Genomic DNA, 20,024 nt, shown 5'->3' with positions numbered 1-20,024 from the left:
GTACTATGGGTAAACCTGTCGTAGCCATTGTCGGGAGACCAAATGTAGGAAAATCCACAATCTTTAACCGGATTGCGGGAGAAAGAATTTCAATAGTAGAAGATACCCCTGGCGTGACAAGGGATCGGATATACAGCTCGGCTGAATGGCTGAATTATGATTTTAATTTGATTGATACGGGCGGTATAGATATCGGTGATGAGCCGTTCTTAGCGCAGATTCGCCAGCAGGCTGAAATCGCCATGGATGAAGCGGACGTGATTATTTTTATGGTGAACGGCCGTGAAGGCGTGACAGCTGCTGATGAAGAAGTGGCGAAAATTTTGTACCGCACAAAAAAGCCTGTTGTTTTAGCGGTTAATAAACTGGATAACACAGAAATGAGAGCGAATATGTATGATTTTTATTCGCTAGGCTTTGGTGAGCCGTATCCAATTTCGGGAACACACGGACTCGGACTGGGTGATTTACTGGATGCCGTTGCAGAGCATTTTAAAAACATTCCAGAAACGAAATACAATGAGGAAGTTGTTCAATTCTGTCTGATCGGACGTCCGAATGTCGGAAAGTCTTCACTTGTGAACGCAATGCTCGGCGAAGAACGCGTTATTGTCAGCAACGTGGCTGGAACGACAAGAGATGCTGTTGATACGTCATTTACTTACAACCAGCAGGAGTTTGTCATTGTCGATACTGCCGGTATGCGAAAAAAAGGGAAAGTCTATGAAACGACTGAGAAGTATAGTGTACTGCGGGCGCTGAAAGCGATTGACCGCTCAGAAGTCGTGGCAGTTGTGCTGGATGGCGAAGAAGGCATTATTGAACAGGACAAGCGTATCGCCGGTTATGCACACGAAGCGGGCAAGGCCGTCGTAATCGTCGTAAACAAATGGGATGCTGTTGACAAAGATGAGAGCACAATGAAAGAATTTGAAGAAAATATTCGCGATCATTTTCAATTTCTGGATTATGCGCCAATCCTATTTATGTCTGCCTTAACGAAAAAACGGATCCATACGCTGATGCCTGCGATTATTAAAGCAAGTGAAAATCATTCACTTCGAGTTCAAACAAACGTCTTAAATGATGTCATCATGGACGCTGTGGCAATGAATCCGACACCGACTCATAACGGTTCTCGTTTGAAGATTTACTATGCGACTCAAGTGTCGGTAAAGCCGCCAAGCTTCGTTGTGTTTGTAAACGATCCGGAATTGATGCATTTTTCATACGAACGGTTTTTAGAAAACCGAATCAGAGACGCGTTCGGTTTTGAGGGGACACCAATCAAAATATTTGCAAGAGCTAGAAAATAAAAAGGTGTGAAGCAAATATGAAAAAAGTCACAATGCTCGGAGCGGGGAGCTGGGGAACAGCACTGGCTTTAGTGTTAGCTGATAATCATCATGATGTAACCATGTGGGGGCACCGTGCAGATCTGATCCATCAAATCAATGATCAGCATGAAAATAAAGATTATTTGCCGAACGTCAAGCTTCCAGAATCAATAGAGGCAACAACGGATATGAAGACAGCTGTTTCAGACGCGGATTTCATTATCGTTGCTGTTCCAACAAAAGCAATTCGGGAAGTGCTGAGACAGGCTGTCCCTTTTATAACGAAAAAGGCGGTCTTTGTTCATGTCAGCAAAGGTATTGAGCCGGATTCACTTCTGCGCATTTCTGAAATTATGGAAATTGAGCTCCCGAGTGATGTCAGAAAAGATATTGTTGTCCTTTCCGGCCCGAGTCATGCGGAAGAAGTAGGGCTGCGGCACCCCACAACTGTTACTGCATCTTCAAAGAGCATGAGGGCAGCAGAAGAGGTGCAGGATCTATTTATTAATCACAATTTTCGGGTATACACAAATCCTGACATTATCGGAGTTGAAATCGGAGGGGCTTTAAAAAATATTATTGCCCTTGCTGCAGGAATTACAGATGGTTTAGGGTACGGCGACAATGCCAAAGCTGCTTTGATTACACGCGGACTTGCCGAAATCGCGAGACTCGGAACGAAAATGGGCGGAAATCCCTTGACGTTCTCTGGATTGACAGGAGTAGGCGATCTGATTGTGACGTGCACAAGTGTTCATTCCAGAAACTGGCGTGCGGGCAATTTGCTCGGAAAAGGGTACAAGCTTGAAGATGTTCTTGAAGAGATGGGAATGGTAGTCGAAGGCGTTCGCACGACGAAAGCGGCTTATCAGCTTTCGAAGAAATATGATGTTAAAATGCCGATTACAGAAGCTCTCCATCAGGTCCTATTCAACGGACAAAAAGTGGAAACCGCTGTTGAATCTTTAATGGCGAGAGGGAAAACCCACGAGATGGAGGATTTGGTAAATACGTTTGAAAATCAAGTGAAGTAAAAGTGTCAATCAAATGATGGATCGCATATCTTAATTGAACGAAAGCCCGAAAAACAGAAGAACACCCAAGTCTTGGGATCTCCTGAAACATTTTGCCGATTTAGGCAATAGAGGATGCATCTGTATGCCATGTCGCATACTATAGCATCGAAGTCCAAGAGAGTGTTTCTTAAACGTGCAGGTGAATATAGTCAAGTTGACTGAAGCGAAGGTCCCCCTCTTTGCTTCAGTTTTTTTGTTCTATCAAAGGATGGAAAATCTGGTTGATCTTTTCCGGCGCTGTATATTAAAATATAATATAACGCTTACATCATACATATCGGGGAGGCGCACGTCATTGAATCTGGCATTGATGAAAATGTGGTTTGCTCTAGGGTCCATGGGTCTGATGTTTCTGGCTGTAGCTTCCATCTATTTAAGCCGCTTTAAGTGCCAAAACCGTTTTTTGAAGATTGCGATTTCATCATTCGCATACATGTGTATGCTCATATCTGGAATTATTGTGTTTGTCGTGGTTTTTAGCGGCCCTGTCAATGAATAAAGCTGTAAAAGGAAGTGCTGTATGGGTAAACTGAAGTGCGCAATCATTTTTGCGGCAGTCGTGTTTTTATCCGGATGTTTATATCCAAATGAACGGAAAAGCAGTGTGCAAGCCATTCCTTATCAAGACCAGCTAAAGCAGGTTCAATCTGCTGTTGATGAATTTCAAAAGGCAAATGGAGGGCTGCTTCCCATTCAAACAAAAGATATGTCGACACCGCTATATCAAAAATATCCGATAGACTTTAACCGGTTAGCGCCAAGATACATAGCTGAACCTCCAAGTACGGCATTTGAAAGCGGGGGAGACTATCAATACGTGCTTGTTGACGTAGAGAACGATCCGACTGTTAAATTAATTGATCTAAAGATGGCAGAAAAAATTCGCGATGTGAAATTGCGCATCCAAATGTATCGTCAGGAGCATCAATATCCGCCTTACAAGGATGTGCTATCTCGCGATTTATTTACACTCGATGAGAAGAAGCTTGGGGATGGAAGCTCTCTTACAGTGACAAGCCCAATCTCAGGGAATTCCTTGCCGCTTATGATTGACGGAGACGGAGAAATATATGCTGATTACCGGACTGAGCTGGCTTCTTGCCTCAAAAAAAGCAAGAAAACGTTTAAACCCGGGACTGAAATTCAGGATATGATTTGGCAGGAAACCCCCTTTGTCCCCGCGTTTTCTGTAAAATATACGGTAAATGACAAACAGGAACCTGTTTTTTTAGAAAATGATTTGAAAAAGGAATGAACCTTTCTCCCTTGCATACAAATAGGGAGAAAGGTTTTTTTATATTAATAGATTGAGGATGAGAAATTTTCTAAAGATGTCATATTCAAATAGGACAACGTCATACACATATAGTGTCCTGTGTTTGATTGAAAGAGCTTAATAAAATTGAAAAGGATAGGAAGTCCGGGAGGGGATCACTTGGAAAAGGTCGATATTTTCAAGGATATCGCTGAACGAACAGGAGGCGATATATACTTAGGAGTCGTAGGTGCTGTCCGTACAGGAAAATCCACGTTCATTAAAAAATTTATGGAGCTTGTGGTGCTCCCGAATATCAGTAACGAAGCAGACCGGGCCCGAGCGCAGGATGAACTGCCGCAGAGCGCAGCCGGCAAAACCATTATGACTACAGAGCCTAAATTTGTTCCGAATCAGGCGATGTCTGTTCATGTGTCAGACGGACTCGATGTGAATATAAGATTAGTAGATTGTGTAGGTTACACAGTCCCCGGGGCTAAAGGATATGAAGATGAAAACGGGCCGCGGATGATCAATACGCCTTGGTACGAAGAACCGATCCCATTTCATGAGGCTGCTGAAATCGGCACTCGAAAAGTCATTCAAGAACACTCGACCATCGGAGTTGTCATTACGACAGACGGCACCATTGGAGATATCGCCAGAAGTGACTATATAGAGGCTGAAGAAAGAGTCATTGAAGAGCTGAAAGAGGTTGGCAAACCTTTTATTATGGTCATCAACTCAGTCAGGCCGTATCACCCGGAAACGGAAGCCATGCGCCAGGATTTAAGCGAAAAATATGATATCCCGGTATTGGCAATGAGTGTAGAGAGCATGCGGGAATCAGATGTGCTGAATGTGCTCAGAGAGGCCCTCTACGAGTTTCCGGTGCTAGAAGTGAATGTCAATCTCCCAAGCTGGGTAATGGTGCTGAAAGAAAACCATTGGCTGCGTGAAAGCTATCAGGAGTCCGTAAAGGAAACGGTTAAGGATATTAAACGGCTCCGGGACGTAGACAGGGTTGTCGGCCAATTCAGCGAGTTTGAATTCATTGAAAGTGCCGGATTAGCCGGAATTGAGCTGGGCCAAGGAGTGGCAGAAATTGATTTGTACGCGCCGGATCATCTATATGATCAAATCTTAAAAGAAGTTGTGGGCGTCGAAATCAGAGGAAGAGACCATCTGCTTGAGCTCATGCAAGACTTCGCCCATGCGAAAACAGAATATGATCAAGTGTCTGATGCCTTAAAAATGGTCAAACAGACGGGATACGGTATTGCAGCGCCTGCTTTAGCTGATATGAGTCTCGATGAGCCGGAAATTATAAGGCAGGGCTCGCGATTCGGTGTGAGGCTGAAAGCTGTCGCTCCGTCGATCCATATGATCAAAGTCGATGTCGAAAGCGAATTCGCCCCGATTATCGGAACGGAAAAACAAAGTGAAGAGCTTGTACGCTATTTAATGCAGGACTTTGAGGATGATCCGCTCTCCATCTGGAATTCCGATATCTTCGGAAGGTCGCTGAGCTCAATTGTGAGAGAAGGGATTCAGGCAAAGCTGTCATTAATGCCTGAAAACGCACGGTATAAATTAAAAGAAACATTAGAAAGAATCATAAACGAAGGCTCTGGCGGCTTAATCGCCATCATACTGTAATACCGGTAGACCTCTTTATAGAATGGGAGGTCTTTTTTCTTTGCTCTTAATAATGGAAAAGGATCAAGGAATAGGATGAAAAAAGGAAAAAAAGGAATATTTGTTCGGTAAATCACCTTAAATCCTTGACGAGCAAGGGATTGACGCTTTAAAATGCTTGATATGGCTTTTTATATGTGTTACTCTACATACAGAAATTCTTCACTTTGTTGGACAAACATTCCTCAGAGTGCAGTTTTTCTTAAAAAGCCGTTTAATTGTCTTTCTCTTGCCTGCTCTCATTTTTTTGTGAGACAGGTTTAGAATCAGACTGAACTGTGAAGAAATGATAATAAACGAACTGAATGTATCCTTTTGGGAGGAGGTGAAAGGCATGAACAAAACAGAACTTATCAATGCGGTTGCTGAAGCAAGCGAATTGTCTAAAAAAGACGCTACAAAAGCAGTTGACTCTGTTTTTGATACGATCTTAGATGCACTTAAAAACGGTGATAAAATCCAACTGATCGGTTTTGGTAACTTCGAGGTGCGTGAACGTTCTGCACGTAAAGGACGCAACCCTCAAACAGGTGAAGAAATCGAAATTCCAGCAAGCAAAGTACCTGCTTTCAAACCAGGTAAAGCGCTTAAAGACGCAGTTGCCGGAAAATAATTGTGAATATAGATCGTGTATGCATCTAGCTTACATACACTTTATTTCTTCACAGAAAAGCCCCTTTCTAAGGGGCTTTTCATATTTCAAGAGCATGGGCTTCCTGACAGGGCATTCACTTTGCTTTTAGCGGGGCATATGTGCTAGAATCGAAATTAAATGTATTCATTGGTGGAGGACATAGAACATGAAAGAAGTTAATAAAGAGCAAATCGAACAAGCTGTTCGTCAAATTTTAGAAGCGATCGGAGAAGACCCGAATAGAGAAGGGCTTCTTGATACTCCGAAAAGAGTCGCAAAGATGTATGCCGAAGTATTCTCCGGCTTGAATGAAGATCCAAAAGAACATTTCCAGACTATCTTCGGTGAAAACCATGAGGAGCTTGTTCTTGTAAAAGATATCGCGTTTCATTCTATGTGTGAGCATCACCTTGTTCCCTTTTATGGAAAAGCACATGTTGCATATATCCCGCGAGGCGGAAAGGTCACAGGACTCAGCAAACTGGCACGTGCCGTTGAAGCCGTTGCAAAGCGCCCGCAGCTTCAGGAACGCATCACTTCTACAATTGCAGAAAGCATCGTAGAAACGCTTGATCCGCATGGCGTAATGGTAGTGGTTGAAGCGGAACACATGTGCATGACGATGCGCGGTGTAAGAAAACCGGGTGCGAAAACTGTGACTTCAGCAGTCAGAGGCGTTTTTAAAGATGATGCCGCTGCCCGTGCAGAAGTATTGGAACATATTAAACGCCAGGACTAATAAAGATAGAAGGTGCTATAAATGAACCAAAAGCATTCAAGTGATTTTGTCGTCATTAAAGCCGTTGAGGACGGAGTGAATGTGATCGGCCTGACAAGGGGAACAGACACAAAGTTTCACCATTCCGAAAAACTCGACAAGGGAGAAGTGATCATCGCTCAGTTTACAGAGCATACTTCTGCCATTAAAGTCAGAGGAGAGGCACTGATTCAAACCGCGTACGGAGAAATGAAAAGCGAAAAAAAATAAGCTGGCTGTCCCCGCTGTTAAAAGCAAATGCTCGCAAACAGCGGGAGGATACAGCCAATTTCTTTTTTTTATGCTATAATGATACCTGCGTAAGCGAATGAAAAGATAAAACTCATACATAGATTAAGAAATAAATGTGAATTTGGGGACAAGGGTGATATTTTTGCAAGACATCTACGGAACTTTAGCCAATCTGAACACGAAATTAAAACAAAAGCTGTCTCATCCTTATTTAGCGAAGCATATTTCTGCGCCGAAAATTGATGAGGATAAGCTTCTTCTTTTTCATGCTTTATTTGAAGAAGCTGACATAAAAAACAACGACAGAGAAAATTATATTGTAACAGCGATGCTTGTACAAAGCGCCCTTGATACCCATGATGAAGTGACGACAGCTAGAGTCATAAAACGAGACGAAAACAAAAACCGCCAATTGACTGTTCTCGCGGGCGATTATTTCAGCGGGCTGTACTACTCTTTACTATCTGAAATGAAGGATATCTACATGATTCGGACGCTTGCTACAGCCATTAAAGAAATCAACGAACATAAAATTCGTCTGTATGACCGTTCTTTCAAGGACGAAAACGATTTTTTCGAAAGTGTCGGCATCGTTGAATCAGCTTTATTCCATCGTGTGGCGGAACACTTCAGCCTCCCGCGCTGGAAAAAGCTGTCGAGTGATTTTTTTGTATTTAAGCGGCTTATGAACGGAAATGATGCATTTCTGGATGTGATCGGCAGTTTTATACAGCTGGGAAAAACAAAAGAAGAGATATTAGAAGATTGTTTTAAAAAAGCGAAAAACAGCATTGAGTCACTTCTGCCTCTAAATTCACCTATTCAGAACATTTTAATAAACCGTCTGAAGACAATCAGCCAAGATCAAACCTATCATCAGAAAGTGGAAGAAGGGTAAACCATTATGCAGGACTCAAAAGAACAGCGCGTACACGGAGTATTTGAAAAAATATATAAAAACTATGACCAAATGAACTCTGTCATCAGTTTTCAGCAGCATAAAAAATGGCGCGATAAAACGATGCGCATCATGAATGTAAAAGAAGGCGCAAAAGCACTTGATGTCTGCTGCGGAACGGCTGACTGGACGATCGCTCTTGCAAAAGCGGCCGGCAAAAGCGGCGAGATCAAGGGCTTGGATTTCAGTGAAAATATGCTGAGTGTCGGCGAGCAGAAAGTAAAAGACGGCGGATTCAGCCAAATTGAACTGCTGCACGGAAATGCGATGGAGCTTCCTTTTGATGATGATACATTTGATTATGTCACCATTGGCTTCGGACTCCGCAATGTCCCTGATTACTTGACTGTACTGAAAGAGATGAGACGTGTAGTGAAGCCGGGTGGGCAGGTGGTATGTCTGGAAACGTCCCAGCCGGAAATGTTCGGATTCAGACAGGCTTACTTTATGTACTTTAAGTATATTATGCCGTTTTTCGGGAAACTGTTTGCGAAGAGCTATAAAGAATATTCTTGGCTTCAAGAATCAGCCAGAGATTTCCCTGGAATGAAGGAACTGGCAGGCCTGTTTGAAGAGGCGGGCCTGAAAAATGTTAAATATCATTCGTTTACTGGCGGAGTCGCTGCCACGCATATCGGATGGAAATGAAAACACAGATGTTTGGGTGAATGATATGAAATTTAAAATGGCCTACTCTTTTTTAAATGACGATATTGATGTAATCGAAAGAGAACTTGAACAAACCGTACGTTCCGATTACCCGCTTTTAAGCGAGGCAGGTCTTCACCTGCTGCAGGCCGGAGGGAAACGTATTCGGCCTGTTTTCGTGCTGCTTTCCGGCATGTTTGGCGATTACGATATTAATAAGATTAAATATGTCGCCGTCACTCTGGAAATGATTCACATGGCATCTTTGGTCCATGATGATGTCATTGATGATGCGGAGCTTCGCCGAGGAAAACCGACAATCAAAGCAAAGTGGGACAATCGTATTGCGATGTACACAGGCGATTATATGCTTGCGGGATCTCTTGAAATGATGACGAGAATTAACGAACCGAAAGCCCATAGGATTTTGTCACAGACGATCGTTGAAGTTTGTCTAGGGGAAATTGAGCAGATCAAAGACAAATACAACATGGAACAAAATCTCAGAACGTATCTCCGCCGTATCAAAAGAAAAACGGCTCTCTTGATCGCGGTCAGCTGCCAGCTTGGTGCCATTGCGTCTGGAGCTGATGAGAAGATTCATAAGGCATTGTACTGGTTTGGGTATTACGTCGGCATGTCTTATCAGATTATTGATGATATTCTTGATTTTACTTCAACTGAAGAAGAACTGGGTAAACCCGTTGGAGGAGATTTGCTTCAAGGAAACGTCACATTGCCAGTGCTGTATGCCCTGAAAAATCCTGCATTAAAAAACCAGCTTAAATTGATTAACAGTGAGACAACGCAGGAACAACTTGAACCAATCATTGAAGAAATCAAAAAAACAGATGCAATTGAAGCATCTATGGCAGTAAGCGAAATGTATCTGCAGAAAGCTTTTCAGAAATTAAACACGCTTCCTCGAGGGCGCGCACGCTCGTCTCTTGCAGCCATCGCAAAATATATCGGTAAAAGAAAATTTTAATTTTTGTAGATATTAAGAAATTTCTCCGCCCCGGATTGATTAATTATCAGAAAGATGTTACGATTTCGGTGTGCAGTGTGAAAGCCTATACATACATAATGATGGGGTGGAGAATATGATGGAAAAGACTTTTATCATGGTGAAACCAGACGGTGTCCAACGTCAGCTCATTGGGGACATTTTATCTAGATTCGAACGTAAGGGCTTACAATTAGCTGGCGCCAAGTTAATGAGAGTGACTGAACAAATGGCTGAGAAACACTACGCCGAACATCAAGGTAAGCCTTTCTTCGGAGAGCTCGTTGAGTTTATTACTTCAGGACCTGTATTCGCAATGGTGTGGGAAGGCGAAAATGTCATTGAAGTGACGAGACAGCTGATCGGGAAAACAAACCCTAAAGAAGCTTTACCTGGTACGATTCGTGGGGATTATGGCATGTTTGTCGGAAAAAACATCATCCACGGCTCTGATTCTCTCGAAAGTGCAGAACGCGAGATTAACATTTTCTTTAAGAATGAAGAATTAGTATCATATCAGCAGCTTATGGCAGGCTGGATCTATTAATCATTGTGAAAATAAGCAACAGAGCCGGCAACATATAACGCCGCCGGTTTTTGTTCTGTTTTGTAAAGGTTTACATTAAAGTGAATAAAGGGTTGAATGGCAGTGTGCATCAGACCTCTGCCTTTCCCAACGATCTAAAATCAGCTGAAAAGCTGATTTTTTTATTGAAACAATACAATTTCCTGATAAAACAAGCTATACTAGGACAAAAAGACAGCGAGACTGGGAGAGTAGAGATGGATACATACAGCGTATTTACAACGAAATGGAAACAATTAACCGGAGTCGATTTAACACTATATAAAGAAGCACAAATGAAGAGAAGGCTAACGTCACTTTATGAGAAAAAGGGGTTCCAAAGCTTTAAGGACTTTGCTGCGGCATTGGAAAAGGATCAAGCTCTCTTAAATGAAACATTGGACAGAATGACGATCAATGTTTCAGAATTTTATCGTAATTATAAAAGATGGGAAGTTCTTGAGACTGCAATTCTGCCGTTAATCAAGACCTCTAGGCCTTTAAAAATTTGGAGTGCCGCCTGCTCAACGGGGGAGGAGCCATACACGCTTGCCATGCTTTTGGACCAGCAAAAAGGTCTTCCGGGCTATCAGATTTTAGCGACGGATATTGATGAAAAAGCATTGGAAAAAGCGAAAAAAGGCGTTTATCAGGAGCGGTCTTTACAGGAAGTGCCGCTATCTGTGAAAGATCGTTATTTTACGCAAAACGCAAATAGAAGTTATGAAGTGAAAACGGAAATCAAAAAGAATATTACATTCAAAAAGCACAATTTGCTGGCGGATCGTTATGAACAAGGCTTTGACTTAATCGTGTGCCGCAATGTATTTATTTATTTTACAGAAAGCGCGAAGGAAGAGCTGTATTTAAAAATGGCACATAGCTTGAAGAAGAATGGAGTTCTTTTTGTCGGCAGCACCGAGCAAATCTTCAATCCCGAGAAATTTGGCCTAGTCCCAGCCGATACATTCTTTTATCAAAAAAGATAGACTGACTTTTTGCTGAAAAATATGTTATAGTAGTCTTACTTAAAAGCGTTAATGCGATGAAGGGAGAAGAAGTCATGAGATATTTAACAGCCGGAGAATCACACGGCCCCCAACTGACAACCATTATTGAGGGTGTACCTGCCGGGCTTTACATAACGGAGGAAGATATCAATTTTGAGCTTGCCAGACGCCAAAAAGGACACGGCCGCGGCCGCCGCATGCAGATCGAAAAAGACCAGGCCAAAATTATGAGCGGGGTGCGCCATGCACGTACACTCGGTTCACCAATTGCTCTCGTAGTTGAAAATAACGATTGGAAGCATTGGACAAAAATCATGGGCGCCGCTCCAATTACAGAAGATGAAGAAAAGGAAATGAAGCGCCAGATTTCCAGACCTAGACCTGGGCACGCTGACTTAAACGGTGCAATTAAATATAATCATCGTGATATGAGAAATGTGCTTGAGCGTTCTTCAGCAAGGGAAACAACTGTCAGAGTGGCGGCAGGGGCTGTAGCTAAAAAGATTCTTTCTGAGCTTGGCATTAAGGTGGCGGGCCACGTGTTGCAAATTGGCGCTGTTAAAGCTGAAAAAACAGAATATACGTCAATTGAAGACCTGCAGCGCGTAACGGAAGAGTCTCCTGTCAGATGCTACGATGAAGAGGCAGGCAAAAAAATGATGGCTGCCATTGATGAAGCAAAGGCAAACGGAGATTCCATCGGCGGAATAGTAGAAGTCATTGTCGAGGGAATGCCGGTAGGCGTGGGCAGCTATGTCCATTATGACCGCAAACTGGATAGCAAGCTTGCTGCCGCTGTACTGTCAATTAATGCATTTAAAGGTGTGGAATTCGGGATCGGATTTGAGGCGGCAGGCCGAAATGGAAGCGAAGTCCATGACGAGATCATTTGGGACGAGGAAAAAGGATACACCCGTGCTACTAACAGACTTGGCGGACTGGAAGGCGGCATGACGACAGGGATGCCAATCGTTGTCCGCGGAGTCATGAAGCCGATTCCGACTTTGTATAAACCGCTGAAAAGTGTCGATATTGAAACGAAAGAACCGTTTTCCGCCAGCATTGAACGTTCAGACAGCTGTGCTGTTCCTGCAGCAAGTGTAGTCGCTGAAGCGGCTGTCGCTTGGGAAATTGCGAACGCAGTCGTTGAACAATTCGGATTAGATCAAATTGACCGCATTAGAGAAAATGTGGAGAATATGAGAAAACTGTCGAGGGAATTTTAATGAAGACACTGCATGTTCAAACTGCTTCCTCGTCATATCCTGTTTTTATCGGACAAGGTATCAGAAAAAAGGCTTGCGAACTATTAACCTCTTTAAACAGGCCTTTAACAAGGATTATGCTTGTCACGGATGAAGAGGTGGACCGCCTGTATGGTGATGAAATGCTCCATTTGCTGCAAGATAAATGGCCTGTGAAAAAAGTGACGGTACCGAGTGGAGAGCAGGCAAAATCCATGGACATGTACACAAAATTGCAGAGTGAAGCGATTCGTTTTCATTTGGATCGCTCCTCATGCATCATCGCATTCGGTGGCGGTGTTGTAGGGGATCTTGCCGGTTTTGTGGCTGCCACTTTTATGCGCGGCATTGATTTCATCCAAATGCCTACGACGCTCTTGGCGCATGACAGCGCAGTCGGAGGAAAAGTAGCCGTGAACCATCCGCTTGGAAAAAATCTAATCGGTGCGTTTTATCAGCCGAAAGCCGTGCTCTATGATACAGATTTCCTGCGTTCTCTGCCTGAAAAAGAGCTTAGGTCCGGAATGGCAGAAGTGATTAAACACGCTTTTATCTATGACAGAGCGTTTCTGGAGGAGCTGCTGAATATCCACTCACTGCGTGATATCACTAATGATCAGCTGAATGACATGATTTTTAAAGGCATTTCAATTAAAGCGTCTGTCGTTCAGCAGGATGAAAAAGAAGAGGGGATAAGAGCTTACTTAAACTTCGGGCATACGCTCGGTCATGCCGTTGAGGCGGAATATGGATACGGGCAGATCACTCACGGTGATGCCGTAGCCCTCGGAATGCAGTTTGCTTTATATATAAGCGAAAAGACTGTAGGCTGTGAAATGGACAGAAAACGTTTGGTCAGCTGGCTAAAAAGCCTGGGTTATCCAAGTCAAATCAGAAAAGAGACGGAAACTTCGGTTCTCTTGGACCGTATGATGAATGATAAGAAAACCCGTGGCGGGAAGATTCAGTTTATTGTGCTCAACGAATTAGGGAAAGTTGCTGATCATACATTTTCCAGAAATGAACTTGAGAGCTGGCTGAACAAATGGCGATTGGAGGAGACATCATGATGATTCGCGGAATTCGCGGAGCAACTACAGTTGAACGGGATACTGAAGAAGAAATTTTACAAAAAACTAAACAGCTGTTAGAGAAAATCATAGAAGAAAATCATACAAAACCGGAAGATGTTGTTCAAATGCTTCTGTCGGCTACACCTGATTTGCACGCTGTTTTCCCGGCAAAAGCTGTTCGCGAGCTTTCAGGATGGCAGTATGTACCGGTAACATGTATGCAGGAAATGGACGTAACAGGCGGTCTGAAAAAGTGCATAAGAGTCATGATGACGGTCCAGACAGATGTCCCTCAGGATCAGATCAGACATGTATATTTAGAAAAAGCTGTCGTATTGAGGCCCGATTTATCATTGACAAAAAATACTGAATTGTAATACGATAAGAACAGCTTAGAAATACACAAGAGTGTGTATAAAGCAATTAGAATGAGTTGAGTTAGAGAATAGGGTAGCAGAGAATGAGTTTAGTTGAGCTGAGACATTATGTTTATTCTACCCAAAAGAAGTCTTTCTTTTGGGTTTATTTGTTATATAGTATTTTATCCTCTCATGCCATCTTCTCATTCTCCTTGCCATAAGGAGTGAGAGCAATGAATTTCCAATCAAACATTTCCGCATTTTTAGAGGACAGCTTGTCCCACCACACGATACCGATTGTGGAGACCTTCACAGTCGATACACTGACACCCATTCAAATGATAGAGAAGCTTGACAGGGGGATTACGTATCTTCTTGAAAGCAATGACGATACATCCACTTGGTCCAGATATTCGTTTATCGGCCTGAATCCATTTCTCACAATTAAAGAAGAGCAGGGCCGTTTTTCGGCCGCTGATCAGGACAGCAAATCTCTTTACACAGGAAAAGAACTAAAAGAAGTGCTGAACTGGATGAATACCACATACAAAATCAAAACACCTCAGCTTGGCATTCCTTTTGTCGGCGGAGCTGTCGGGTACTTAAGCTATGATATGATCCCGCTGATTGAGCCTTCTGTTCCTTCGCATACAAAAGAAACAGACATGGAAAAGTGTATGCTGTTTGTTTGCCGGACATTAATTGCGTATGATCATGAAACCAAAAACGTCCACTTTATCCAATATGCAAGGCTTAATGGAGAGGAAACAGAAAACGAAAAAATGGATGTATTCCATCAAAATCATCTGGAGCTTCAAAATCTCATTGAAAAAATGATGGGCCAAAAAAACATAAAAGAGCTGTTTCTCTCTGCTGATTCATACAAGACACCCAGCTTTGAGACGGTATCTTCTAATTATGAAAAATCGGCTTTTATGGCTGATGTAGAAAAAATCAAAAGCTATATAAAAGCAGGCGATATCTTCCAGGGTGTTTTATCACAAAAATTTGAGGTGCCGATAAAAGCAGATGCTTTTGAGTTATACCGAGTGCTTAGGATCGTCAATCCTTCGCCGTATATGTATTATATGAAACTGCTAGACAGAGAAATAGTCGGCAGCTCTCCGGAACGGTTAATACACGTTCAAGACGGGCACTTAGAAATCCATCCGATTGCCGGTACGAGAAAACGCGGTGCAGACAAAGCTGAAGATGAGAGACTGAAGGTTGAGCTCATGAAGGATGAAAAAGAAAAAGCGGAGCATTACATGCTCGTTGATCTTGCCCGAAACGATATCGGCAGAGTAGCAGAGTATGGTTCTGTTTCTGTGCCGGAGTTCACAAAAATTGTTTCCTTTTCACATGTCATGCACATTATCTCGGTGGTTACAGGCCGATTGAAAAAAGGGGTTCATCCTGTCGATGCACTGATGTCTGCTTTCCCGGCGGGGACTTTAACAGGCGCACCCAAAATCCGTGCCATGCAGCTTTTGCAAGAGCTCGAGCCAACACCGAGAGAGACATACGGAGGATGTATTGCCTACATTGGGTTTGACGGGAATATCGACTCTTGTATTACGATTCGCACGATGAGTGTAAAGAACGGCGTTGCATCGATACAGGCAGGTGCTGGCATTGTTGCTGATTCTGTTCCGGAAGCCGAATACGAAGAAAGCTGTAATAAAGCCGGTGCGCTGCTGAAAACGATTCATATTGCAGAAGACATGTTTCATAGCAAGGAGGATAAAGCTGATGAACAGATTTCTACAATTGTGCGTTGACGGAAAAACCCTTACTGCCGGTGAGGCTGAAACGCTGATGAATATGATGATGGCAGGGGAAATGACTCCTTCTGAAATGGGTGGTATATTGTCTATTCTTGCTCATCGGGGGGAGACGCCAGAAGAGCTTGCGGGTTTTGTGAAGGCAATGCGGGCACACGCTCTTACAGTCGATGGACTTCCTGATATTGTTGATACATGCGGAACAGGGGGAGACGGTATTTCCACTTTTAATATCTCAACGGCCTCGGCAATTGTTGCCTCGGCAGCTGGCGCGAAAATCGCTAAGCATGGCAATCGCTCTGTCTCTTCTAAAAGCGGAAGCGCTGATGTTTTAGAGGAGCTAGAGGTTTCTATTCAAACCACTCCCGAAAAGGTCAAAAGCAGCATTGAAACAAACAACATGGGATTTCTTTTTGCGCCGCTTTACTATTCGTCTATGAAACATGTAGCAGGTACTAGAAAAGAGCTAGGTTTCAGAACGGTATTTAATCTGCTTGGGCCGCTCAGCAATCCTTTACAGGCGAAGCGTCAGGTGATTGGGGTCTATTCTGTTGAAAAAGCTGGACTGATGGCAAGCGCACTGGAGACGTTTCAGCCGAAGCACGTTATGTTTGTATCAAGCCGTGACGGTTTAGATGAGCTTTCAATTACAGCACCGACCGACGTGATTGAATTAAAGGACGGAGAGCGCAGGGAGTATACCGTTTCACCCGAAGATTTCGGTTTCACAAATGGCAGACTTGAAGATTTACAGGTGCAGTCTCCGAAAGAGAGCGCTTATCTCATTCAGAATATTTTTGAAAATAAAAGCAGCAGTTCCGCTTTATCTATTACGGCTTTTAATGCGGGTGCTGCGATTTACACGGCGGGAATTACCGCCTCACTGAAGGAAGGAACGGAGCTGGCGTTAGAGACGATTACAAGCGGAGGCGCTGCCGCGCAGCTTGAACGACTAAAGCAGAAAGAGGAAGAGATCTATGCTTGAAAAAATCATCAAACAAAAGAAAGAAGAAGTGAAAACACTGGTTCTGCCGGTAGAGCAGCCTTTCGAGAAACGTTCATTTAAGGAGGCGCTGGCAAGCCCGAATCGGTTTATCGGGTTGATTGCCGAAGTGAAGAAAGCATCGCCGTCAAAAGGGCTTATTAAAGAGGATTTTGTGCCTGTGCAGATTGCAAAAGACTATGAGGCTGCGAAGGCAGATGCGATTTCCGTTTTAACAGACACCCCGTTTTTTCAAGGGGAAAACAGCTATTTATCAGACGTAAAGCGTGCTGTTTCGATTCCTGTACTTAGAAAAGATTTTATTATTGATTCTCTTCAAGTAGAGGAATCAAGAAGAATCGGAGCGGATGCCATATTGTTAATCGGCGAGGTGCTTGATCCCTTACACCTTCATGAATTATATCTTGAAGCAGGTGAAAAGGGGATGGACGTGTTAGTGGAGGTTCATGATGCATCAACGCTAGAACAAATATTGAAAGTGTTCACACCCGACATTCTCGGCGTAAATAATCGAAACCTAAAAACGTTTGAAACATCCGTAAAGCAGACAGAACAAATCGCATCTCTCGTTCCGAAAGAATCCTTGCTTGTCAGCGAAAGCGGAATCGGTTCTTTAGAACATTTAACCTTTGTCAATGAACATGGGGCGCGAGCTGTACTTATCGGTGAATCATTGATGAGACAAACTTCTCAGCGTAAAGCAATCCATGCTTTGTTTAGGGAGTGAGGTTTTGAAGAAACCGGCATTAAAATATTGCGGTATTCGGTCACTAAAGGATTTGCAGCTTGCGGCGGAATCACAGGCTGATTACCTAGGATTTATTTTTGCTGAAAGCAAACGAAAAGTATCTCCGCAAGATGTGAAAAAATGGCTGAACCAAGTTCGTGTCAAAAAACAGGTTGCAGGTGTTTTTGTTAATGAATCAATAGAGACGATGTCACGTATTGCCAAGAGCTTGAAGCTCGACGTCATTCAGCTTCACGGTGATGAAAAACCGGCGGATGCTGATGCTCTTCACAAGCTGACAGGCTGTGAAATATGGAAGGCGCTTCACCATCAAGATAACACAACTCAAGAAATAGCCCGCTTTAAAGATAATGTTGACGGCTTTGTGATTGATTCATCTGTAAAAGGGTCTAGAGGCGGAACTGGTGTTGCATTTTCTTGGGAATGTGTGCCGGAATATCAGCATGCGGCTATTGGTAAACGCTGCTTTATCGCTGGCGGCGTGAATCCGGATAGCATCACAGGCCTATTGAAATGGCAGCCAGAAGGAATTGACCTTGCCAGCGGAATTGAAAAAAACGGACAAAAAGATCAGAATCTGATGAGGCTTTTAGAAGAAAGGATGAACCGATATGTATCCATATCCGAATGAAATAGGCAGATACGGTGATTTTGGCGGAAAGTTTGTTCCGGAAACACTCATGCAGCCGTTAGATGAAATAGAAACAGCATTTAAGCAAATCAAGGATGATCCTGTTTTTCGTGAAGAATATTATAAGCTGTTAAAGGACTATTCCGGACGGCCGACTGCATTAACATACGCTGATCGAGTCACTGAATACTTAGGCGGCGCGAAAATCTATTTGAAACGAGAAGATTTAAACCATACAGGTTCTCATAAAATCAATAATGCGCTAGGTCAAGCGCTGCTTGCTAAAAAAATGGGCAAAACGAAAATCATTGCTGAAACTGGTGCCGGCCAGCATGGCGTTGCCGCTGCAACAGTTGCAGCCAAATTCGGCTTTTCCTGTACTGTGTTTATGGGTGAAGAGGATGTTGCCCGCCAGTCTCTGAACGTTTTCCGCATGAAGCTTCTTGGAGCGGAGGTAGTGCCTGTAACAAGCGGAAACGGAACATTGAAGGATGCCACAAATGAGGCGATCCGGTACTGGGTTCAGCATTGTGAGGATCACTTTTATATGATTGGATCAGTTGTCGGCCCGCATCCTTATCCGCAAGTGGTCCGTGAATTTCAAAAAATGATCGGAGAGGAAGCGAAGGACCAGTTGAAACGTATTGAAGGCACTCTGCCTGATAAAGTAGTGGCATGTGTAGGCGGAGGAAGCAATGCGATAGGTATGTTTCAGGCATTTTTAAATGAAGATGTTGAACTGATCGGCGCTGAAGCAGCAGGAAAAGGAATTGATACGCCTCTTCATGCCGCCACTATTTCGAAAGGAACCGTAGGGGTTATTCACGGTTCATTGACTTATCTCATTCAGGATGAATTCGGGCAAATTATTGAGCCCTACTCTATTTCAGCCGGTCTCGACTATCCTGGAATCGGTCCGGAGCACGCATACTTGCATAAGAGCGGCCGTGTCACTTATGACAGTATCACTGATGAAGAAGCGGTGGATGCATTAAAGCTTTTGTCAGAAAAAGAGGGGATTTTGCCGGCAATCGAATCTGCCCATGCGTTAGCGAAAGCATTCAAACTCGCCAAAGGAATGGATCGCGGTCAACTCATTCTCGTCTGTTTATCAGGACGGGGAGACAAGGATGTCAACACATTAATGAAGGTATTGGAAGAAGAGGTGAAAGCCCATGTTTAAATTGGATCTTCAACCATCAGAAAAATTGTTTATCCCGTTTATTACGGCGGGCGATCCAGTTCCTGAGGTTTCGATTGAACTGGCGAAGTCACTCCAAAAAGCAGGCGCCACTGCATTGGAGCTTGGTGTTGCATACTCTGACCCGCTTGCAGACGGTCCGGTGATCCAGCGGGCTTCAAAGCGGGCACTTGATCAAGGAATGAATATCGTAAAGGCAATCGAATTAGGCGGAGAAATGAAAAAAAACGGAGTGAATATTCCGATTATCCTCTTTACGTATTATAATCCTGTGTTACAATTGAACAAAGAATACTTTTTCGCTTTACTGCAGGAAAATCATATTGACGGTCTGCTTGTTCCGGATCTGCCACTAGAAGAAAGCAACAGCCTTCAAGAGGAATGTAAAAGCCATGAGGTGACGTATATTTCTTTGGTTGCGCCGACAAGCGAAAGCCGTTTGAAAACCATTATTGAACAAGCCGAGGGCTTCGTCTACTGTGTATCTTCTCTGGGTGTGACCGGTGTCCGCAATGAGTTCAATTCATCCGTGTACCCGTTCATTCGTACTGTGAAGAATCTCAGCGCTGTTCCGGTTGCTGTAGGGTTCGGTATATCAAACCGTGAACAGGTCATAAAGATGAATGAAATTAGTGACGGTGTCGTAGTGGGAAGTGCGCTCGTCAGAAAAATAGAAGAATTAAAGGACCGGCTCATCAGCGCTGAAACGAGAAATCAGGCGCTGCAGGAGTTTGAGGATTATGCAATGGCGTTTAGCGGCTTGTACAGTTTAAAATGAGGTGACT

At 43.5% G+C, this 20,024-nt stretch carries 22 protein-coding genes; all 22 read left to right on the top strand.

From position 1 onward, the window contains the following. The first annotated feature begins 5 nt into the window (after nt 1–5). The 22 genes from der (at nt 6) to trpA (ending at nt 20,017) form a co-directional block, all read left to right on the top strand. Complete coding sequence (gene der, locus QF06_RS09615; RefSeq protein ID WP_021481550.1) at nt 6–1,316, top strand: ribosome biogenesis GTPase Der; 1,311 nt, start codon at nt 6–8, stop codon at nt 1,314–1,316. A gap of 17 nt (nt 1,317–1,333) precedes the next feature. Continuing rightward, nucleotides 1,334–2,371, top strand: a complete 1,038-nt coding sequence (locus QF06_RS09610; protein ID WP_015251807.1) for an NAD(P)H-dependent glycerol-3-phosphate dehydrogenase — start codon at nt 1,334–1,336, stop codon at nt 2,369–2,371. A gap of 337 nt (nt 2,372–2,708) precedes the next feature. After that, nucleotides 2,709–2,912, top strand: a complete 204-nt coding sequence (locus QF06_RS09605) for a DUF2768 domain-containing protein (RefSeq protein ID WP_004399143.1) — start codon at nt 2,709–2,711, stop codon at nt 2,910–2,912. Nucleotides 2,913–2,933: 21 nt separating this feature from the next. Beyond that, complete coding sequence (locus QF06_RS09600) at nt 2,934–3,668, top strand: hypothetical protein (RefSeq protein ID WP_041849973.1); 735 nt, start codon at nt 2,934–2,936, stop codon at nt 3,666–3,668. A gap of 180 nt (nt 3,669–3,848) precedes the next feature. Then, a complete protein-coding gene (gene spoIVA / locus QF06_RS09595; protein ID WP_014480131.1) occupies nt 3,849–5,327 on the top strand; it encodes a stage IV sporulation protein A in 1,479 nt (492 codons plus the stop codon). Nucleotides 5,328–5,700: 373 nt separating this feature from the next. Continuing rightward, nucleotides 5,701–5,979 carry a non-specific DNA-binding protein Hbs gene (gene hbs, locus QF06_RS09590; RefSeq protein ID WP_003153447.1) on the top strand — a complete coding sequence of 93 codons (279 nt, stop codon included), beginning with the start codon at nt 5,701–5,703 and terminating at the stop codon, nt 5,977–5,979. Nucleotides 5,980–6,166: 187 nt separating this feature from the next. Beyond that, on the top strand, nt 6,167–6,739 hold the full coding sequence (folE, locus tag QF06_RS09585; protein WP_003225516.1) for a GTP cyclohydrolase I FolE: 573 nt from the start codon (nt 6,167–6,169) through the stop codon (nt 6,737–6,739). Between the two features lie 21 nt (nt 6,740–6,760). Continuing rightward, nucleotides 6,761–6,988: a trp RNA-binding attenuation protein MtrB gene (gene mtrB / locus QF06_RS09580; RefSeq protein WP_003230576.1), complete on the top strand. Its 228-nt coding sequence runs from the start codon at nt 6,761–6,763 to the stop codon at nt 6,986–6,988. Between the two features lie 163 nt (nt 6,989–7,151). Then, the gene (hepS, locus tag QF06_RS09575) at nt 7,152–7,907 is read left to right on the top strand and encodes a heptaprenyl diphosphate synthase component 1 (RefSeq protein ID WP_014480130.1); all 756 of its coding nucleotides are present in this window, start codon (nt 7,152–7,154) and stop codon (nt 7,905–7,907) included. 6 nt (nt 7,908–7,913) lie between these two features. After that, nucleotides 7,914–8,615: a demethylmenaquinone methyltransferase gene (gene menG, locus QF06_RS09570; protein ID WP_003230580.1), complete on the top strand. Its 702-nt coding sequence runs from the start codon at nt 7,914–7,916 to the stop codon at nt 8,613–8,615. A 25-nt stretch (nt 8,616–8,640) separates the two neighbouring features. Then, entirely contained in the window at nt 8,641–9,603 is a 963-nt protein-coding gene (gene hepT / locus QF06_RS09565; protein ID WP_003246013.1) for a heptaprenyl diphosphate synthase component II, read from the top strand. 115 nt (nt 9,604–9,718) lie between these two features. Next, on the top strand, nt 9,719–10,168 hold the full coding sequence (ndk, locus tag QF06_RS09560; protein ID WP_010886554.1) for a nucleoside-diphosphate kinase: 450 nt from the start codon (nt 9,719–9,721) through the stop codon (nt 10,166–10,168). Between the two features lie 236 nt (nt 10,169–10,404). Further along, complete coding sequence (gene cheR, locus QF06_RS09555; protein ID WP_041849972.1) at nt 10,405–11,175, top strand: protein-glutamate O-methyltransferase CheR; 771 nt, start codon at nt 10,405–10,407, stop codon at nt 11,173–11,175. A gap of 74 nt (nt 11,176–11,249) precedes the next feature. Beyond that, a complete protein-coding gene (aroC, locus tag QF06_RS09550; protein ID WP_004398727.1) occupies nt 11,250–12,422 on the top strand; it encodes a chorismate synthase in 1,173 nt (390 codons plus the stop codon). Continuing rightward, nucleotides 12,422–13,510, top strand: a complete 1,089-nt coding sequence (aroB, locus tag QF06_RS09545) for a 3-dehydroquinate synthase (RefSeq protein WP_014480126.1) — start codon at nt 12,422–12,424, stop codon at nt 13,508–13,510. Before aroC ends, aroB begins: the two co-directional genes overlap by 1 nt. Next, complete coding sequence (gene aroH, locus QF06_RS09540) at nt 13,507–13,890, top strand: chorismate mutase (RefSeq protein WP_004398675.1); 384 nt, start codon at nt 13,507–13,509, stop codon at nt 13,888–13,890. Before aroB ends, aroH begins: the two co-directional genes overlap by 4 nt. 215 nt (nt 13,891–14,105) lie before the next feature. Next, entirely contained in the window at nt 14,106–15,653 is a 1,548-nt protein-coding gene (trpE, locus tag QF06_RS09535; protein WP_041849971.1) for an anthranilate synthase component I, read from the top strand. Further along, nucleotides 15,625–16,641, top strand: coding sequence for an anthranilate phosphoribosyltransferase (trpD, locus tag QF06_RS09530; protein WP_021481542.1), 1,017 nt, complete (start codon nt 15,625–15,627; stop codon nt 16,639–16,641). Before trpE ends, trpD begins: the two co-directional genes overlap by 29 nt. After that, nucleotides 16,634–17,386, top strand: coding sequence for an indole-3-glycerol phosphate synthase TrpC (gene trpC / locus QF06_RS09525; protein ID WP_003230601.1), 753 nt, complete (start codon nt 16,634–16,636; stop codon nt 17,384–17,386). Before trpD ends, trpC begins: the two co-directional genes overlap by 8 nt. A gap of 4 nt (nt 17,387–17,390) precedes the next feature. Then, nucleotides 17,391–18,038 (top strand): phosphoribosylanthranilate isomerase, encoded by a 648-nt coding sequence (locus QF06_RS09520; protein ID WP_041849970.1) that lies wholly within the window; start codon nt 17,391–17,393, stop codon nt 18,036–18,038. Beyond that, nucleotides 18,019–19,221, top strand: a complete 1,203-nt coding sequence (gene trpB / locus QF06_RS09515) for a tryptophan synthase subunit beta (protein ID WP_041849969.1) — start codon at nt 18,019–18,021, stop codon at nt 19,219–19,221. Before QF06_RS09520 ends, trpB begins: the two co-directional genes overlap by 20 nt. Then, on the top strand, nt 19,214–20,017 hold the full coding sequence (trpA, locus tag QF06_RS09510; RefSeq protein ID WP_041849968.1) for a tryptophan synthase subunit alpha: 804 nt from the start codon (nt 19,214–19,216) through the stop codon (nt 20,015–20,017). The genes trpB and trpA overlap by 8 nt, the downstream gene beginning before the upstream one ends. Nucleotides 20,018–20,024: the final 7 nt, after the last annotated feature.

Origin of the sequence: Bacillus sp. YP1 (assembly GCF_000877815.1) — a bacterium.
GTDB classification, from domain to species: Bacteria; Bacillota; Bacilli; order Bacillales; family Bacillaceae; genus Bacillus; species Bacillus subtilis.
This window is presented reverse-complemented; position numbering and strand designations above follow the sequence as displayed.